18 protein-coding genes and 1 other RNA gene are annotated in these 14,713 nt (G+C 71.8%); 9 read left to right on the top strand and 10 right to left on the bottom strand.

Translation table 11 applies throughout. The features are described 5' to 3' along the window. Window positions 1-92 precede the first annotated feature (92 nt). The gene (locus MRBLML1_RS11445) at window positions 93-662 is read left to right on the top strand and encodes a thermonuclease family protein (RefSeq protein WP_364515844.1); all 570 of its coding nucleotides are present in this window, start codon (window positions 93-95) and stop codon (window positions 660-662) included. A 1-nt stretch (window position 663) separates the two neighbouring features. On the opposite strand, the gene MRBLML1_RS11440 is transcribed toward MRBLML1_RS11445, so the two are convergent. Then, window positions 664-2,151 carry an RNA polymerase sigma factor gene (locus MRBLML1_RS11440; protein WP_364515842.1) on the bottom strand — a complete coding sequence of 496 codons (1,488 nt, stop codon included), beginning with the start codon at window positions 2,149-2,151 and terminating at the stop codon, window positions 664-666. Between the two features lie 371 nt (window positions 2,152-2,522). Between MRBLML1_RS11440 and MRBLML1_RS11435 the strand changes: the two genes are divergently transcribed. Next, window positions 2,523-3,413 (top strand): hypothetical protein, encoded by an 891-nt coding sequence (locus tag MRBLML1_RS11435; RefSeq protein ID WP_364515840.1) that lies wholly within the window; start codon window positions 2,523-2,525, stop codon window positions 3,411-3,413. 143 nt (window positions 3,414-3,556) lie between these two features. On the opposite strand, the gene MRBLML1_RS11430 is transcribed toward MRBLML1_RS11435, so the two are convergent. The 5 genes from MRBLML1_RS11430 to MRBLML1_RS11410 all read right to left on the bottom strand — a co-directional run bounded on the left by MRBLML1_RS11430 (window position 3,557) and on the right by MRBLML1_RS11410 (window position 5,763). Continuing rightward, the gene (locus MRBLML1_RS11430) at window positions 3,557-4,120 is read right to left on the bottom strand and encodes an HhH-GPD-type base excision DNA repair protein (protein ID WP_364515838.1); all 564 of its coding nucleotides are present in this window, start codon (window positions 4,118-4,120) and stop codon (window positions 3,557-3,559) included. A 131-nt stretch (window positions 4,121-4,251) separates the two neighbouring features. Continuing rightward, entirely contained in the window at window positions 4,252-4,644 is a 393-nt protein-coding gene (locus MRBLML1_RS11425) for a hypothetical protein (protein ID WP_364515836.1), read from the bottom strand. Continuing rightward, window positions 4,641-5,249 carry a TetR/AcrR family transcriptional regulator gene (locus tag MRBLML1_RS11420; RefSeq protein WP_364515834.1) on the bottom strand — a complete coding sequence of 203 codons (609 nt, stop codon included), beginning with the start codon at window positions 5,247-5,249 and terminating at the stop codon, window positions 4,641-4,643. Before MRBLML1_RS11420 ends, MRBLML1_RS11425 begins: the two co-directional genes overlap by 4 nt. A 1-nt stretch (window position 5,250) precedes the next feature. Further along, a complete protein-coding gene (locus tag MRBLML1_RS11415; RefSeq protein WP_364515832.1) occupies window positions 5,251-5,562 on the bottom strand; it encodes a hypothetical protein in 312 nt (103 codons plus the stop codon). A 3-nt stretch (window positions 5,563-5,565) separates the two neighbouring features. After that, the gene (locus MRBLML1_RS11410) at window positions 5,566-5,763 is read right to left on the bottom strand and encodes a hypothetical protein (protein WP_364515830.1); all 198 of its coding nucleotides are present in this window, start codon (window positions 5,761-5,763) and stop codon (window positions 5,566-5,568) included. Between the two features lie 76 nt (window positions 5,764-5,839). Here MRBLML1_RS11410 and MRBLML1_RS11405 point away from each other — a divergent pair, with 76 nt between their 5' ends. Genes MRBLML1_RS11405 through MRBLML1_RS11395 form a run of 3 tightly spaced genes read left to right on the top strand, consistent with a single transcriptional unit; the run spans window position 5,840 to window position 9,146 of the window. Continuing rightward, window positions 5,840-7,348: a circularly permuted type 2 ATP-grasp protein gene (locus MRBLML1_RS11405; protein ID WP_364515828.1), complete on the top strand. Its 1,509-nt coding sequence runs from the start codon at window positions 5,840-5,842 to the stop codon at window positions 7,346-7,348. Continuing rightward, window positions 7,348-8,301, top strand: coding sequence for an alpha-E domain-containing protein (locus tag MRBLML1_RS11400; RefSeq protein ID WP_364515826.1), 954 nt, complete (start codon window positions 7,348-7,350; stop codon window positions 8,299-8,301). Before MRBLML1_RS11405 ends, MRBLML1_RS11400 begins: the two co-directional genes overlap by 1 nt. 2 nt (window positions 8,302-8,303) lie before the next feature. After that, entirely contained in the window at window positions 8,304-9,146 is an 843-nt protein-coding gene (locus MRBLML1_RS11395) for a transglutaminase family protein (RefSeq protein ID WP_364517287.1), read from the top strand. Here the strand turns inward: MRBLML1_RS11395 and MRBLML1_RS11390 are convergent. Further along, the gene (locus MRBLML1_RS11390) at window positions 9,130-9,570 is read right to left on the bottom strand and encodes a tetratricopeptide repeat protein (protein ID WP_364515824.1); all 441 of its coding nucleotides are present in this window, start codon (window positions 9,568-9,570) and stop codon (window positions 9,130-9,132) included. The genes MRBLML1_RS11395 and MRBLML1_RS11390 overlap by 17 nt on opposite strands. A 52-nt stretch (window positions 9,571-9,622) precedes the next feature. On the opposite strand from MRBLML1_RS11390, the gene rnpB reads away from it, so the two are divergent. Further along, window positions 9,623-9,995, top strand: an RNA gene (gene rnpB / locus MRBLML1_RS11385) — RNase P RNA component class A. 12 nt (window positions 9,996-10,007) lie between these two features. On the opposite strand, the gene MRBLML1_RS11380 is transcribed toward rnpB, so the two are convergent. Next, complete coding sequence (locus MRBLML1_RS11380; protein WP_364515822.1) at window positions 10,008-10,187, bottom strand: hypothetical protein; 180 nt, start codon at window positions 10,185-10,187, stop codon at window positions 10,008-10,010. A gap of 162 nt (window positions 10,188-10,349) precedes the next feature. Here MRBLML1_RS11380 and MRBLML1_RS11375 point away from each other — a divergent pair, with 162 nt between their 5' ends. Then, entirely contained in the window at window positions 10,350-11,822 is a 1,473-nt protein-coding gene (locus MRBLML1_RS11375) for an MFS transporter (protein WP_364515820.1), read from the top strand. 154 nt (window positions 11,823-11,976) lie between these two features. Here MRBLML1_RS11375 and MRBLML1_RS11370 read toward each other — a convergent pair whose 3' ends face one another. Beyond that, window positions 11,977-12,231: a hypothetical protein gene (locus tag MRBLML1_RS11370; RefSeq protein WP_364515818.1), complete on the bottom strand. Its 255-nt coding sequence runs from the start codon at window positions 12,229-12,231 to the stop codon at window positions 11,977-11,979. Window positions 12,232-12,380: 149 nt separating this feature from the next. Here MRBLML1_RS11370 and MRBLML1_RS11365 point away from each other — a divergent pair, with 149 nt between their 5' ends. After that, window positions 12,381-13,196: a TIGR03619 family F420-dependent LLM class oxidoreductase gene (locus MRBLML1_RS11365; protein WP_364515816.1), complete on the top strand. Its 816-nt coding sequence runs from the start codon at window positions 12,381-12,383 to the stop codon at window positions 13,194-13,196. A gap of 4 nt (window positions 13,197-13,200) precedes the next feature. Here MRBLML1_RS11365 and MRBLML1_RS11360 read toward each other — a convergent pair whose 3' ends face one another. After that, a complete protein-coding gene (locus tag MRBLML1_RS11360; RefSeq protein ID WP_364515814.1) occupies window positions 13,201-14,397 on the bottom strand; it encodes a Fic family protein in 1,197 nt (398 codons plus the stop codon). A gap of 97 nt (window positions 14,398-14,494) precedes the next feature. On the opposite strand from MRBLML1_RS11360, the gene MRBLML1_RS11355 reads away from it, so the two are divergent. Beyond that, the gene (locus MRBLML1_RS11355; RefSeq protein WP_364515812.1) at window positions 14,495-14,710 is read left to right on the top strand and encodes a hypothetical protein; all 216 of its coding nucleotides are present in this window, start codon (window positions 14,495-14,497) and stop codon (window positions 14,708-14,710) included. Window positions 14,711-14,713 lie beyond the last annotated feature (3 nt).

Below are 14,713 nucleotides of genomic sequence, written 5' to 3'. Positions count from 1 at the left end.
CCGGCGCCGTCGTACCACCTGTTCACGGGACGGCCACGCGACAGCCACGCCCTGCTGGGCTGCCTTCCGCCCGGCCGGGCTGGCATGGCCGGGTGAGACGTCTGCTGATCGGTGCAGCCCTCGTCGTCGCCGTCCTCGTGGGCGGCCTGACCGCGGTCGAGGCGCGCGAGGTCCCGCCGCCCGCGCCCGTCGCCGCACCGGCCGGGCCGGTCGCCACCCGGGCGGCGGCGCTGCCGGCGCCCGCTGTCCGGTACGACGCCACCGTGCTCCGCGTCGAGGACGGCGACACGATCATCGTCCGGCTCCGCGACGGCCGCCGCTGGCACGTCCGGGTGCTCGGGATCGACACCCACGAGGTGCTGTTCGGGCGGCACGAGTGCGGCGGGCTCGCCGGCTCACGCGCGATGCACCGCCTGCTCCCCCGCGGGTCGCGGGTGCGCCTCGCGGCCGATCCGGCGCAGGTCCGGGTGGACCGCTACCACCGCCTGCTGCGCTACGTGCAGCGCGCCGACGACGGGCTCGACGTGGGCCGGGCGCAGCTCGCCGCCGGGCTCGCCGAGGTGTACGTCTACGGCGACGGGCCCTACGCCCGGCGCGCGTCGTACACCGCGGTGGAGCGGGACGCGCAGCGCCGGCGCGTGGGGATCTGGCGTTGGTGCTGACTCAGTCGAGGTAGTCGCGCAGGACCTGCGAGCGCGACGGGTGACGCAGCTTGGACATCGTCTTGGACTCGATCTGGCGGATCCGCTCGCGGGTCACGCCGTAGACCTTGCCGATCTCGTCCAGCGTCTTCGGCTGGCCGTCGGTGAGGCCGAAGCGCATGCTGACCACGCCCGCCTCGCGCTCGGAGAGGGTGTCGAGGACGGCGTGCAGCTGCTCCTGCAGGAGCGTGAAGCTCACCGCGTCGGCCGGCACGATCGCCTCGGAGTCCTCGATGAGGTCACCGAACTCGGAGTCGCCGTCCTCACCGAGCGGGGTGTGCAGGGAGATCGGCTCGCGGCCGTACTTCTGCACCTCGACGACCTTCTCCGGCGTCATGTCGAGCTCCTTGGCGAGCTCCTCCGGGGTGGGCTCGCGGCCCAGGTCCTGCAGCATCTGGCGCTGCACGCGGGCGAGCTTGTTGATGACCTCGACCATGTGCACCGGGATGCGGATGGTGCGGGCCTGGTCGGCCATCGCGCGGGTGATCGCCTGACGGATCCACCAGGTGGCGTACGTCGAGAACTTGTAGCCCTTGGTGTAGTCGAACTTCTCCACCGCGCGGATCAGGCCGAGGTTGCCCTCCTGGATGAGGTCCAGGAAGAGCATGCCGCGACCGGTGTAGCGCTTGGCGAGGGAGACGACGAGACGCAGGTTGGCCTCGAGCAGGTGGTTCTTGGCCCGGCGGCCGTCCTCGGCGATCCACTCCAGCTCCTCCTGGAGCTTCGCGGAGACCTTGCCGCCGCGGGCGAGCTTCTCGTCGGAGAACAGGCCGGCCTCGATCCGCTTCGCGAGCGAGACCTCCATCTCGGCGTTGAGGAGCGGGACCTTGCCGATCTGCTTCAGGTAGTCCTTGACCGGGTCGGCCGTCGCGCCGGCCACCATGACCTGCTGGGCCGGCTCGTCGGTGTCGTCGGCCGTGGAGACCACGAACGAGGACGTGGCGCTGGCCTCCTCCTCGTCCTCCTTGATGGTCGAGTCGGCGGCGACGTCCTTCTCGAACTGCTCGTCGGAGATGTCCGGCAGCACCTTCTTGCCGTCGGGGCCGACCGCGGGCGCCTCGGCGACGGCCGTGGCCGTGTCGGCCTTCTTGGCGGCCGCGGCCTTCTTCGCCGGCGCGGCGGCCTTCTTGGCGGCGGGCGCGGCGGCGGCCTTCTTGGCGGCCGGCGCGGCCTTCTTGGCCGTGCTGGCCGTCGAGGTCGCCGTCTTGCGCGCCGCGGCGGCGACCGCGCGCTGGTCGGCGGGCGCGCCCAGCTCGACGGAGATCCCGAGTCCGGCGAGGTGGGCCATCAACGACTTCAGGTGGGCCGGCGCGACATCAGCGGCGCCGAACGCCTGGCGTACCTCCTCGGCGGTCACGCTTCCCGCAGGTGCGCCGCGCTCGAGGAGCGCGACGATGGACGGGTGGCTGAGCACGGCGGGCGGGACCGAACGGTTCGAGGACACGAACACCTCTCGATACTGGCGGGTCTAGGGCGCGGCGAAGCCCGGAGGCGTCAAGACCGCTTTTGCCATTCTGCCACGGGGTTCGCAAGGCCCCGGCATCTGGGGGGTCGTGCGGCCTGTCGTCAGGCCTTGGCGGCGGCCTTCTTCTGCTTCTTGTCGTCGCGGACCTACTGCAGCGAGACCGGGTCCACGACGTCGGCCACCGAGCGGTACCCCTCCAGCGCGTAGTCACCCGCGGCCCTCTCCCACCCGTCCGGGCGCACATCGAGCCGATTGAATGTTTGTGCGGTACGCCGCCAGAACGCGCTGGTGACCCTGAGTAAAGACTGCGCCGATGGACTGCCGCGGAGGCTTGCGCGCTTGTACCCTCCGCTTCCATGAGGAAGTTGATCGTCGGCGTGTGCCTCGCAGTGTTCGTCGCGGTCTGCTTGGTGGCGGCTACATCTCCGTCCGCGTCAGCCACCACGACGCGAACCATCAGCGGCAAGATCACCTGCGCGAAAGGCAACCTGTCGTATGGCAGTCGCGTCGTCGGCGTGTGGGTGCAGTCGAGCGCTGGCGGGTCGAAGTGGTCCGACAGCCTCTCGCGGAGTTCGACGTACGGGAACATCGCGACGTTCTCCGCGAAGGTGAAGACCAACTCTAGTTCGACGACCATCCGCCTCGACATCGGTTGCGGCGGCACGAAGACCACCTGGGCGTCGAACAACTCCACCCCGTCGATCACGGTCAAGGGCGACAAGACCGGCTTGCGGATCAAGTGCAGCGAAGCAACGGGCTCGCGCGCCCAGCGCTGCTCCTACATCAGTTCGAGCACCTGCTCGTCGGCCTACGGCATCAAGTACCCGATCTCCGCGACCAGCGTGAAGATGCGCTTCAAGGACGTGCCGATCTACCGCAACTACAACGGCACCAGTTCCAAGATCGCCATGCGGGTCGAGGGGACCAACTCCGGCAGCGTGTCGTACTCGGTGAGCGCAGGGGTGTCAGCGGAGGTCAAGGCCGTCCTGGTCAAGGCTCAGGCATCGGTGTCGTCCAGCCTCACCACGACGAACAGTTCCGGGTGGACGAACGAGGTCACGATCTCGGTTCCTGCCAAGCAGTACGGCTATGCGATGTATGTGAGTTACGGCAAGAAGGTGAAGTGGGCCAAGCAACGGGTCAACTCGACGTGTAGTTCGACCTCGACCCTCTCGTCGGGTGTCTACAACTTCCCCAGCAACGGCGACACGGGCGAGGGTTGGTACGTCTGGACCTCCACGTCCTGACTTCGGGAGCCTGCCGCCGTTCGAGCCGACGTCTGGTGACGACTTCGCAGACGACGCGGCGCTTCTCGAACACCTACGAAGCGCACCCAAAGGCTCTGCTATCCGAGGACAGGACATCCCGACCGTCCCCGCTCGGCGCCTGACTACTCGGAGCGAGCCTCGGCCTTCTTCGCCTTCTTGAAGTCACGGACCTTCTGCAGCGAGACCGGGTCCACGACATCGGCCACCGAGCGGTACCCCTCCAGCGCGTAGTCACCCGCGGCCCTCTCCCACCCGTCCGGGCGGACGTCAAGCTGCTTGGCCACCAGCGCCACGAAGATCTTCGCCTTCTGCGCCCCGAACCCCGGCAGCGCCTGCAGCCGCTTGGCCAGGTCCTTGCCGTCGCTGGCCTCGGTCCAGATCCGGGAGGCGTCGCCGTCGTACTCCTCGACGACGATGCGGGCCACCTCCTGCAGCCGCGCCGCCATCGACCCGGGGAACCGGTGGATCGCCGGCGTGGTCGCGCACAGCGCGGCGAACTCCTCCGGGTCGGCCGAGGCGATCGCCGCCGGGTCGAAGCTGCCGAGGCGGCCGATCACCTTGTGCGGGCCGAGGAAGGCGTGCTCCATGGGGTACTGCTGGTCCAGCATCATCCCGATGAGCAGCGCGAAGGGGTTGCTCGTCAGCAGCTCGTCGGCGTCCGGGTTGTCGGTGATGTGGATGGCCATGTGCCCATCCTGCCCGAGCCCGGTCCGCGCGGCTCCGGGTGACTCGTCGTACCGGACATCTGGGTCGTCATCCGGGCCGATCCACGACAGGAATGTCCGGTACGACGGAGACGGAGCCCGGCGCGAGGGGTTCACCACGGCACGTAGGTCACTGTGAAGTCCGGCCCGAGCTCCTCGCGCACCCGTTCCACCAGCGTCCGCGCCCGCCGGTCGAGCTCGGCGTAGGCCTGGTCGGTGCGCATGCCTGGATTGGCATCGAGCATCTCCATCGCCTCGCCCGACGCCCGCAGGTCGCTGACCAGGGGGTAGCGCAGGCCGAGCGCTCGGCGCAGCCACTCCTTGTCGTCCGGCACGAGGCCCTGCCCACTCACCCACAGCGGTACGACGACGCCGTAGTCCCACATGAAGCGCAGGTCGTGGCTCTCGAGCGTGAAGTCCTCCTCGCTCTCGACCCCCTCGAACCCCTCCGGCAGCTCGGCGAACCACTCCCCCGTGCGCTCGCGACGCGGTCGCCGGGCACTCACGCGTTGCGCTCCGCGACCCGCTCCAGCCCGGTCCACAGCGCGTCCATCATCCGCTCGACCATGTCCTCGGCGCTCACGTCCGGGTGGCGGCGCCACCACTTGGCGGCCTGCTCGGCGGCACCCGAGATCGCATGGGCGTACGACGACGCGAGCTCCGCGTCGAGCCGGGGCACGGCCGAGCGGATCAGTCCGCCGATCACCTCGGCGGTGTCGTAACGGTGGTGCGCCGCGGAGTCGGCGACCCGGCCGGCGACGGCGGCACCGCCGCCGAAGAGCACGTCCCAGGCGGTGCCGGAGTCGCGGACGAAGCGGAAGTAGGCGCCGAAGCCGGCGCGCAGCTGGTCCTCCGGGGTGGTCATCGTGCCCGCGGCGGAGACGACGGCCTCGTCGAGCTCGGTGCGCGCGGCGCGCAGGCACTCGAGGTAGATCTCGTCCTTGTCGGCGAAGTACTTGTAGATCAGCGTCCGGGTGACGCCGGCCGCGGCGGCGATGTCCTCGACGGCGGCGCCCTGGTAGCCGTGCTCGACGAAGACGTCGCGGGCGACCGCGATCAGCTGGGCGCGGCGCACCTCGGGGGCGAGCCGGCGGCGGGGCTGCTCCGCCACCTCAGGCGGTCCAGTCCAGGAGCACGCCGCCCGCGGTGATGGCGACGAACCACCACACCCAGGCGAGCACCCCGAGCGCGACCACCCAGCGCGGACGGGAGTTCCACCACACGAAGCACAGCACCAGCAGGACCAGCCAGGTGGCGAGCAGCGCCACCACGGCCCAGGCCGGGGCGAGGAGCCCGGAGGCGGCGTACAGGAAGAACGACGCGACGACCAGGACCAGGCCGATGAAGGGCAGCGGGGAGACCCGCTCCCCCGTGCTGCGGTCGATCGTGACCGGACGGATCCGGCGGCGGCGCGCGAGCGGCACGGACTAGGCGTCCGGCTCGGCGTCGTCGTTCCAGTCCGGGTCGTTGTCCCACGCCGCGGTGCGCTCGGCCGCGTGCTCGACGGCACGGGCGGCCTCGGCCTCGGTCGGGTAGGGACCGAGCCGGTCCTTGTTGGGGCACCCCTCCACGCCCTCGACGGTGTGGTGCTTGAGGCAGAACCAGAACTCGCCTTCACTCGCCATGCTCCGAACCTACTCCAGTCGGCGCCCCGCCGCGTCGTGCAACATCCGCGTCACAGGACCTGAGTAGGGTCCGTTCATGAGCACGATGTTCGAGGGCTACGGGACCGGCGGACCCGCCTACGACGAGATGTTCGACGGTGCCCAGCTGCGGCCGCCGTACCGGCGGATGAGCGACTCGCTCGCCAAGATGAGCACACCCGAGCTGATCAGCCGGGTGGAGGCGCTGCAGGCGAGCTATCTCGACCAGGGCATCACCTTCGACATCGGCGGCGAGGAGCGGGCGATGCCGCTCGACATCCTGCCGCGGGTGATCGAGATGGACACCTGGTCCACCATCGAGAAGGGCCTCCAGCAGCGGGTCAAGGCGCTGGAGATGCTGCTCGCCGACGTGTACGACGCGGGCCACGTCTTCGAGGACGGCGTGCTCCCCCGCCGGGTCATCACCACCAGCTCCCACTTCCACCGGCAGGCGGCGACCATCCGCCCCGCCAACGGGGTGCGGGTGCACGTGTCGGGCATCGACCTGATCCGCGACGACAACGGCGAGTTCCGGGTGCTGGAGGACAACGTCCGGGTCCCTTCCGGGGTGTCGTACGTGATGACCAGCCGCCGCGCGATCTCCGCCGCACTCCCGGAGGCCATCGCCCAGCACCGGATCCGTCCGGTCGCGAGCTATCCCCAGCGGCTCCTGGCGGCGCTGCGGGCAGCGGCGCCCGCGGGCGTGGCGGACCCGACGGTCGTCGTGCTGACGCCGGGGGTCTACAACGGCGCCTACTTCGAGCACACCCTGCTCGCCCGGACCATGGGCGTGGAGCTCGTCGAGGGCCGCGACCTCGTCTGCCGGCGCGGTGAGGTCATGATGCGCACGACCAAGGGCCTGGCGCCGGTGCACGTGATCTACCGGCGCATCGACGACGAGTTCCTCGACCCGGTGCACTTCCGCGCCGACTCGATGCTCGGCTGCCCCGGCCTGATCGACGCGGCGCGGGCCGGCAACGTGACCCTGGCGAACGCGGTCGGCAACGGGGTCGCCGACGACAAGCTCGTCTACACCTACATGCCCGACGTGATCCGCTACTACCTGGGCGAGGATCCGGTCATCCGCAACGTCGACACCTGGCGCTGCGGCGAGCCCGACCACCTCACCGAGGTGCTCGACCGCCTCGACGAGCTGGTGCTCAAGCCGGTGGACGGCTCCGGTGGCAAGGGCATCGTGATCGGACCGCGCGCCTCCCGCGATGAGCTCGACGAGCTGCGCGGCAAGGTGCTGGAGGACCCGCGCTCGTGGATCGCCCAGCCCGTCGTCCAGCTCTCGACCGTGCCGACGTTCGTCGACGGCGAGCTCGGTCCGCGCCACGTCGACCTGCGCCCGTTCGCGGTGAACGACGGCAACCGGGTCTGGGTGCTGCCCGGCGGCCTGACCCGGGTGGCGCTCGGCAAGGGCGAGCTGATCGTGAACTCCTCGCGCGGCGGCGGCACCAAGGACACCTGGGTGCTCGCCGGGCCGACCGCCCCGGAGCAGCAGCAACAACAGCAGCAACAGACACAGACGCAGGCACAGGCGCAGTCGGGAGGTGGTCTCTGATGCTCAGCCGGATCGCCGAGTCCCTGTTCTGGATCGGGCGCTACATCGAGCGGGCCGACGACACCGCGCGGATCCTCGACGTGCAGACCCAGCTCCTGCTGGAGGACGGCACCGTCGACGAGACCCAGACCTGCCGCGACCTGCTCTCGTGCATGGGCGTCGAGCCGTCGGAGGCCGCCGAGCACGGCGTCGACCTGTTCGGCGCGGTCTCCATCGAGCAGGTGCTGCGGCTGCTCGCCTACGACCAGCGCTCCCCCAGCTCGATCGCCGCGGTGCTCGGCTCGGCGCGCGAGTCCGCCCGCGGTGCCCGGGAGACCCTGACCGTCCCGCTCTGGGAGGCGATCAACACCACCTGGCGGCCGATCCCGTCGGGCCACTTCGAGGCCCTGCGGCCGCCGTACATCTTCTCCTGGGTGCGCGAGCGCGCCGCCCTCATCAACGGCACCGCCGACGCCACCATGACCCGCGACGAGGGCTGGCAGTTCATCATGCTCGGGCGCAACATCGAGCGCGCCGACATGACCTCGCGGCTGGTCGCCACCACCGCGCTCTCCGGCGGCGCCGGGCAGTGGACCTCGGCCCTGCGGGCGTCCGGGGCCTACGACGCCTTCCTGCGCACCTACCGCGGCATCGAGACCGACCGGGCGGCGGCGGAGTTCCTGCTGCTCGACCGGCTGTTCCCGCGCTCGGTCGTCTTCGCGCTCGACCGGGCCGAGCAGTCGCTGGTGAACCTCTCCGGCGACCCGCGGCGGGCCGGCTTCCAGGACGAGGCCCAGCGCTTGATCGGGCGGACCCGGGCCGAGCTCGAGTACCGCTCGCTCTCCGACCTCGTCGAGGACCTGCCCGACGAGATGGAGCGCCTGCAACGCACCTGCGCGGCGGCGACCGACGCGATCTCCCGGCGTTACTTCGCCGGGTCCGAGGCACTGGCGTGGAAGGGCGTGGGAGCGTGAACATGCAGCTGCGGATCGTGCACACCTCGGAGTACACCTACGACGGCGGCGCCATGGCGTCGTACAACCAGGCCCGGATGACGCCGGTCACCACACCCGAGCAGATCGTCGTGCACCACCGCCTCGACGTCAGCCCGAAGCCGTGGACCTACTCCTCCACCGACTACTTCGGCACCGCGGTGACCGCGTTCGAGGTCGTCGACCCGCACGAGCAGATGACGGTCACCGCCACCTCGACCGTGCAGGTCCACCGGACCGGCGCCGAGCCCGAGGCCCGCTCGTCGTGGTCGGCGTACGGCGAGCGCGAGGTGCGCGACCGGTGGACGGAGTTCCTCGTCGTCTCCGACCTCGTGGCCCCGACGCCGGACTTCGAGGAGCTCGTCAAGGACATCGGCGCCGGCGCCGACCTGCCCGGCGACGCCGCACGCGCGGTGTGCCGGCTGGTCACCGCCCAGATCGACTTCCTGCCGGGCGCGACGGACGTCGAGTCGACCGCTGCCGACGCCTGGGACCAGCGCGCCGGGGTCGCCCAGGACATGGTGCACCTCGCCATCGGGGGCCTGCGCTCCCTCGGCATCCCCGCCCGCTACGTCTCCGGCTACGTCCACCCGGTCGACTCCCCCGTCGTCGGGGAGACCGTGGCCGGCGACCCGTTCGCCTGGCTGGAGTGGTGGGACGACGGCTGGCAGGCCTTCGACCCGACGACCGACACCGCTCCCGGCGAGCGGTACGTCGCCATCGGCCACGGTCGTGACTACGGCGACGTACCGCCCCTGCGCGGGATCTACACCGGCGCGCAGACCGCCCGGCTCGACGTGAGCGTGGAGGTCACCCGGCTGGCGTGATCTTGCCGGCGAGACGCTCGACCCGCAGCACGTCGTACTCGTGCTCGGGGTCGCCGGTCATCGCCGCCGCCAGGCGCAGGTGCGGGAGCGCGTCGTCGTACCTGGCCTGGCGCTCCAGCGCCCTCCCCAGGGCGTGGCGGGTCCAGGCGTCGGACGGGTCCTCCGCGACCAGCGCCTCCAGCTCGTCGTGGGCCTTCTGCAGCTGGGCGCGCATCAGGTACGCCCAGGCCCGCAGCGACCGGAGGCCCCGGTTGGTGGGCTCCTCGGCCAGGGCCGGCTCGATGACCTCCAGCGCCTCGCGCGGCGCGCGGCGGACGAGCAGGTCGTGCGCGGTGCGGTAGGCGTTGGCGTGGTGCGACGTGGCGCCCGGGAAGACGATCGCGGGCGCCTGGATGCGGACCTCGGGCTGCGTCGTCTCGTTCATGCGACCCTCAACTGTCCGCGGGGGCGCGTTGTTCCCTAGGGTGTACAGCGGACGGGCTGGCCGGGCGACCGCGTGACCCATCGCCGCGAGGCGTCGGGTCCCGAGGAAAGTCCGGGCTCCACAGAGCAGGGTGGTGGGTAACACCCACCCGGGGTGACCCGCGGGAAAGTGCCACAGAGAACAGACCGCCTCCGGCTCGCCGGCGGCAAGGGTGAAACGGTGGGGCAAGAGCCCACCAGTGCACCGGGTGACCGGTGCAGCTCGGCAAACCCCACCCGGAGCAAGACCAGACAGCACACGTCCGAGGGCGGCTCGTCCGAGTGTGCGGGTAGGTCGCTCGAGGCTGTCGGCGACGGCAGCCCTAGATGGATGGTCGCCCCCTCGGCAACGAGGGACAGAACCCGGCTTACAGGCCAGCCCGTCCCCATCCGCCCACCTCAGGCAGTGTCGTCGTCCGTCCGGGCGGGGTCGGGCCCGTCGGCGTTCTCCTCGGTGATGTTGAGGTCGTCCTCGACCGGAGGGTGCGGCGCGGCCGCCGCGTCCGGTGTGCCCTTGGCGTCGCGCGGCGCCCGGGCGGCGAGCTCGGTGCTGATGTCGGTGTCGTGCTCGTCGGTCACGGCGTGCCCTTCGGTGGTGGTGGAGCGGACGTCACCTGGTGCTACCCGTTGGCGTCCGGCCGATCCGGCCGGCCGCTCCTCGCTTCGTGAAGGCGACGTGAAACCGGTGTGAAACCGGTGCTCCCTAGCGTTCCCGACGAACGCCGCCGAAGGGAGACCACCATGTCCAGCACCACGATCGCGACCTCGAGTCCGTCGCGCACCTATCCGTCGCTGCGTGCGGCGTGGATCCCGATGGCCGCGCTGTGCCTGGCCTTCTTCGTCGAGATGGTCGACAACACGTTGCTGTCCATCGCGCTGCCGACCATCGGCCGCGACCTCGGCAGCGGTACGACGGCGCTGCAGTGGGTCACCGGCGCCTACTCGCTCACCTTCGGCGGGTTGCTCCTCACGGCCGGCTCCATCGCCGACCGGTTCGGCCGGCGCCGCGTGCTGCAGGTCGGCCTGGCGGCGTTCGGCACGCTCAGCCTGCTGGTGGTCTTCGTCAGCACGGCCGACGAGCTGATCGCGCTGCGCGCCGCGCTCGGCGTGGCCGCCGCGGCGATGGCGCCGATCACGAACTCGCTGGTCTTCCGGCTCTTCGACGACAAGACGCTGCGGATGCGCGCGATGACCGTGATGATCCTCGTCGGCATGTCCGGCTTCATCCTCGGCCCGCTGCTCGGCGGCACGGCGCTGGCCCACGTGCGGTGGGAGTGGCTGCTGCTCGTCAACGCACCCATCGCGCTGATCGCCTTCGTCGGCGTCCGCCTGGGCGTGCCGGCCGACGACCCGGCGGGCCTGACCGAGGACCGGCTCGACCTCCCCGGTGCCCTGCTCAGCATCACCACGATCGGCCTGGCCTGCTGGTCGCTGACCAGCGGCGTCGAGCACGGCTGGCTCTCCGCGCTCACCCTCGCCTCGGTGGCCGGCGCCGTCCTGGCCGGCGTCGGGTTCGTGCGGCACGAGCGTCGTACCGACTCCCCGATGCTGGACCTCGGCCTGTTCTCGAACGGAACGGTCCGCGGCGCGGCCATCGCGCAGGTCGGTACGGCGATCGCGATGGCCAGCGTGATGTTCGGGCTGATCCTGCACTTCCAGTTCGCCTACGGCTGGAGCCCCGTGCGGGCCGGCCTCGCGAACCTGCCGATCATCGTCACGATGATCGTCGCGACCCCCCTGTCCGAGGGCCTCGCCGCCCGCTTCGGCCACCGGATCGCCTGCCTGGTCGGCGCGCTCGCCCTGGCCGGCTCCCTGGTCGGGCTGGCGTGGGGCGTCGAGCACGGCTACCCCGCGATCGCCGCCGCCATGGTCGTGATGACCATCGGCCTGCGGACCGTGATGACCATCTGCGCGATCGCTCTCGTCGACGCGATGCCCGCCAACCGGACCTCGATGGGCGCCTCCCTCAACGACACCGCCCAGGAGGTCGGGACCAGCGTCGGCACGGCCGTCGTCGGCACCATGATCGCCGCGCTGGTCACCGCCCAGCTCCCGGCAGGCCGGTGGAGCGACGCGCTCGTGCAGTCGTTCTTCCACGGCGAGCGGATCACCTACGCCGTCCTGGCGGTCGTCGTCGGCGTGGTCGCCGTCGCGGGGGCGCTCACCCTCACCGACTCGCACTCGACGGAGGAGCACCCCGCCGAGCCCGAGTGACGCGCGGAGCCGGTCCGCCCGCGGCGTTCTCACATGCGAGAAGGATCACGGGATGGTGCGCCCGGCGCGGGGGTACAACCCGGCCAGGTCCGCGTGGCCAGGCCCCGGCGGACGGTGGGCTATCGGACCGCCGGGGCCGCCCGGACCAGCCGGTCTAGGAGGCGCCCGCCACGGCGACCGCGGGGTCCCCGCTGGCCGGTACGGCGCCCGCGGCGATCCAGTCCGCCGCCGTGCCCCACACCGGCAGGATGCGCACGCCCATCGGGCTGCGGTGGCCGGCCGCGCGCCAATGCTCCAGCACCCGCTCGGCCTCCTCGCGGCTGGCGAACGCGCCGGCACGGACCTCGCCGACGTCGTCGCCGTCGAGCACGAGGCGGATGGGCACGTGGATCTCGAGCTGGTCGCTCATCGGGATCTCTCCCTCGGTGGTCCGGGTCGGCGCCAAGGACCCGGGACGTCTCCCCCCGTTGTCTCAAGGGGCGTCTGCGACGTTACGCCGCAGGACCGCCCCTGTCGACCTCGGCGGAATGGTCAGGCGGGGACCGGGGTTGCCCGGTCATGGATCTCGAGGTCGTCCTGCCCGACGAGTCACCGTCGATGCCGCCGTCCACGCTCGTCGACCTGGCCCAAGCGGCGGAGGCCCTCGGCTACACGACGGCCTGGCTCCCCGACCACGTGCTCCCGCCCGGTGAGTATGGCCCCACCTTCGGCGGGGTCTACGAGCCGCTCGTGACGATCGGGCACCTGAGCGCGGTCACCGAGCGGCTGCGGCTGGGCACGTCCGTGCTGGTCGCTCCGCTGCGCAACCCCTTCGTGCTCGCCAAGCAGGTCGCCACCCTGCACCGGCTCTCGGCAGCACGGGTCGTCCTGGGCCTGGGGGCCGGCTGGAACGAGCCGGAGTTCGAGGCACTCGGCGCCGACTTCCGGCGGCGCGGGGCGGTCACCGACGACGTCCTCGACCTGCTGGGCCACCTGCTCGGCGGCGGCGCGGCGCCATATCGTGGCCGCCGGTTCTCCTACGACGAGGGCGTGTTCGCACCGGTGCCGGAGACGCCCGTCCCGATCATGGTGGGCGGCAACAGCGACGCCGCGCTGCGGCGGGCGGCACGCCACGCCGACCTGTGGCAGGGCCTGCCCACCAGCCCGGCGGAGTTCGCGGAGCGGGCCGGCCGGCTGGCCGAGCTCGCCGGGGAGCGGTCCGTGGTGCCGGGGCTGCGGATCGGGTGGGACGACGGCACGAGCGCCGAGCGCGTCGCGGACCAGGTCGCGGCCTACCGCGACGCCGGTGCGCAGCGGGTCGCGGTCCACTTCGGCGAGCACGAGGGCACCTTGGCGCGGATGGAGGCGTTGGCCGCCGCCGTGGGCAGCCGCTGACGGATCAGGCCCGGCGCCCGGCCCGGGTCGCGAACGCGTCGAGCGCGGCGATGACGTCCGGCGCGACCCACACCCGGTGCCGTCGCCCACCTCCGCTGCGGACGAGGATCCCCGCGGCGTCGAGCTGCTCGACGGCGCGCTGGGCGGCGGAGAGGGCGACGCCCGTGGCCTCGACGACGTACGCGACGTTGACGGCGGGCTGGTTGAGCAGCAGCGGCAACAGCCGTCGGGCCGCCGAGCCCTGGCGCGAGGGCAGGGCCTCGGACCAGTCGTGGTGGATGCGTTCGAGGTCGGCGACGAGGTGGCGGCCGTTGTCGACGGCCCGGAACGAGGCACCCACGAACTGGCGCACGATCGGCTCGATGTCGCCGTCGCGGTAGGCGGTGAGCGCGTCGAAGTACGCCGCCGTGTCGGTCAGCAGCCCGGCCGAGACGGGGACGGTGAGGCGGCGGGTGACGTCGGCACGGCGCAGCAGCGCGTGGACGAGGGTGCGCCCGACCCGGCCGTTGCCGTCGTTGAAGGGGTGGATGGTCTCGAACTGGGCGTGGGCGACGGCGGCATGGACGAGGACCGGCAGGTCGGCGCGTCGTACGAACGCCACGAGGTCGACCATCGCGGCGGCGACCCGGTCGTGGTGCGGGGGGACGAAGGACGCCGTGTGCGGGCTGATGGCGTCGCTGCCGATCCAGACCTGTGCGGAGCGCAGGCGGCCGGGGTCGGCGTAGGCATGGCCCGTCAGCAGCGCGCGGTGGGCGGCCAGGATCGTGTCGACGCTGAGGTCGTCGGCGAGCTCGACGGCACGGCGCATCGCGGTGACGTTCGCGGCGACCAGGCGGGCGTTGGGTCCGCTGCTCTGCTCGATCGCGGCGAGCGCGAGGGCGCGCGCCCCCGCGGTGACGCCCTCGATCTGGGAGGACGAGGCCGACTCGGTGCGCAGCAGGACGGCCGCCAGCGGGGCGAGCTCCTCGACCGCGGTCACCTCGGCGTCGAAGCGGGTGATGGCACGCACGGCGTCCTCCGCCTCCGCCTGGAGCGCCGGCGCGAGCGGCAGCGTGGCCGTGGCGATCTCGGCCGGGACCGCCGCACGGTAGGGCCCGCGCGCGCCCAGCTGCTGGCGCCGCGAGGCGGAGCGGTCGACGGGCTGCTCCCACGACCGTGTCTCCCAGCCGACCGCGGGCGGACGGGGCGATGCGGGGTGCATGGTGCGATCTTACACCACTTTATTGAGTTAAAGTGGTGAACGGATCGGCACGGCACCACCCGGCCCAGGCGTCGGACCGGTGGCCCAGAATGAGGCCATGGACGAGAACCGGTACGGCACCACCCCCCGCTGGAAGATCCTCGCGTTCGGGCTGCCGGTCGCGATCCTCCTGGTGGCGGCAGGCGTCTACCTGAGCCTCGTCTCGTGGGGCGTCATCGGCGACGAGGAGTCCAAGGGGCTGAGCGTGCTCGGCCCGCTGGTGGCGGGCTTCGGCGTGGCGCTCGGCTGGGTCGTCGTACGGCCACGTCCGTAGGAT

The organism is Nocardioides sp. LML1-1-1.1, assembly GCF_040676175.1.
Classification (GTDB): Bacteria; Actinomycetota; Actinomycetes; order Propionibacteriales; family Nocardioidaceae; genus Nocardioides.
Note: the sequence above shows the minus strand (reverse complement) of the source record. Positions and strands in the feature narration are given on the sequence as shown.